Source organism: Candidatus Krumholzibacteriia bacterium (genome assembly GCA_035268685.1).
Lineage (GTDB): Bacteria > Krumholzibacteriota > Krumholzibacteriia > JAJRXK01 > JAJRXK01 > JAJRXK01.
Genome location: DATFKK010000018.1, coordinates 1 through 2059 on the forward strand (window position 1 = coordinate 1; position 2059 = coordinate 2059).

Genomic DNA, 2059 nt, shown 5'->3' on the forward strand with positions numbered 1-2059 from the left:
CGGGCTGTTCCAGCCCATCGAGATCGACGGCAGGCAGTACTGGGACGGCGTGCTGTCGCAGAACACCCCGGTGACGGGAGCGCTGGCCCACGAGCCCGACCGGATGCTCGTCGTGGGTCCCGTGCCCGCCGATCCCCCGTCGCGGCCGCCACACAACTTCGGTGACGTCATCGCGCTCGCGATCGCGCACGTGCTGCGCGACGCGGTGGTCCAGGACGTCCGGACCGCCGCGCACACCGACGACCGGGTGGACGGCGATGGCGACGGGGGCGACGACCTCGTGGAGATGCTGACGGTCCTGCCCGACGCCCCGATCGTGGGGCTGGGCGATCTGCTCGATTTCGAGCCGCAGCTCGCGCGCGAACTCGCCGACTCCGGCCGGGAGCTGACCACCGCGGCGCTGGACGAACGCGGCTGGTCCGCCTGACCCGGGCGCGGAGACTGCGGTGTCGGAGAGCGCAGGTCTCGTGCGGCGGGTGGCACGGTGCCGCAGGCAGCGCGTCCTGACCCCAAGCTTCGCTAGATGTAATGCCCACGGAGGTTGTTGACAGTAGGTGAGGGCCTGCCTTGAAGTTCGGAGTGTCTAAAGCTTCGAACTGAAAGGAGGCCCTCGTGGCCCATCGTAACGCTCGTCTCACCGTGCACGGCCGTCGTCTGATCGTCACCCGGGTGCTTGAGGAGGGCTGGTCGCCCGCGACGGCTGCAGAGGCGGCTGGGGTGTCGCGCGCGACGGTCTACAAGTGGCTGGCGCGGTTCCGTGAGCACGGCGAAGCCGGCCTTGAGGACCGGACCAGCCGGCCGCAGCGCTGCCCCAACCGGATCGACGCCAAGCTCGAGGCACGGATCCTGCTGGCCCGGAAGCGACGCCGGTGGGGACCGCATCTGCTGGAGTTCTACCTCGGGGTGCCACGCTCCACGGCCTACAAGGTCCTGGTCCGTCACGGCTGCTCGAGGCTGGCCGATTTCGACCGGCCCACCGGCAAACCGATCCGTTACGTCAAAGACCGGCCGGGCGAGCTGCTGCACGTCGATGTGAAGAAGCTCGGCCGGATCCCTGATGGTGGCGGCTGGCGTGCCCACGGCCGTGACGGGACGCTGGACCGCTCACACAAGGGCAGGCTCGGCTACGACAAGCTCCACATCGCCGTCGACGACCACTCCCGGCTCGCGTTCGTACAGGTCCATGCCGACGAGACCGGCGAGACCTGCGCGGCCTTCCTGACCGACGCCGTCGCCTGGTTCGCCGCCCAAGGCGTGGTCATCGAACGGGTGATGACCGACAATGCGAAGAACTACACGGTCTCCCGGGACTTCCAACGGGTACTGCGCAAGAACCGGATCAAGCACAAGCGGATCCGGGCGTATCGGCCCCAGACCAACGGGAAGGTCGAGAGGTTCAACCGCACCCTGGTCGACGAGTTCGCCTACGCCCGCACCTTCAACTCCAACCAGCACCGGCTTGATGCGCTACCCCGCTGGATCCGGTACTACAACACCCGACGGCGACACACCGGACTCAACGGCCACACCCCCCACGAAACCGTCAACAACGTCTGTGGGAAGAACAGCTAGACGCTCGATGGCCCGGCTTCCGAATCGTCCTCGCGCACCCGACGACGCAGTTCGTCCATCAGCCTCCGGGCGACACCGGGTGCCTTCTCACGCAGCTGCTCGAACCCTGCCGGTTCGATCACCACCGCTTCGACCGGCGCATCCGCGGAGGCGGTGACGGTCGCCGTCCGTCGTCCGGTCTCGTACTTCGAGCGGCGGTCCTTCGGTGGTAGCCACCAGTCCAGGATCGCCGACTCACCCAGCACGGTGCCGGAGCCAAGGGTCGCCAGCGTCGCGCTCTCGTCCGAGACGACGACGGAACCATCGACGATCAGGAACATCTCCGCACTCGGCGAGTCCTGCTCGACGAGCACGCTCGACGCGTCGTAGGTGCGCAGTGACGATAACTCGGCCAGGGTCTGGAGTTCCTGCTGCGAGCATCCCTCCAACACCGCGATCCCCTGCAGTGGCTGGGTTGGCGTCTTCTGTCGCTTGAACACGATGCTCC

3 protein-coding genes are annotated in these 2059 nt (G+C 67.7%); 2 read left to right on the top strand and 1 reads right to left on the bottom strand.

The window, feature by feature from the left end:
* Positions 1–427: hypothetical protein (locus VKA86_01610; protein ID HKK69884.1), on the top strand; the 427-nt coding region annotated here is incomplete at its 5' end.
* Positions 428–612: 185 nt separating this feature from the next.
* Complete coding sequence (locus VKA86_01615) at positions 613–1572, top strand: IS481 family transposase (protein HKK69885.1); 960 nt, start codon at positions 613–615, stop codon at positions 1570–1572.
* On the opposite strand, the gene VKA86_01620 is transcribed toward VKA86_01615, so the two are convergent.
* Positions 1569–2059, bottom strand: a 491-nt coding sequence (locus VKA86_01620) for a cyclic nucleotide-binding domain-containing protein (GenBank protein ID HKK69886.1), incomplete at its 5' end; no start/stop codon positions are given. The genes VKA86_01615 and VKA86_01620 overlap by 4 nt on opposite strands.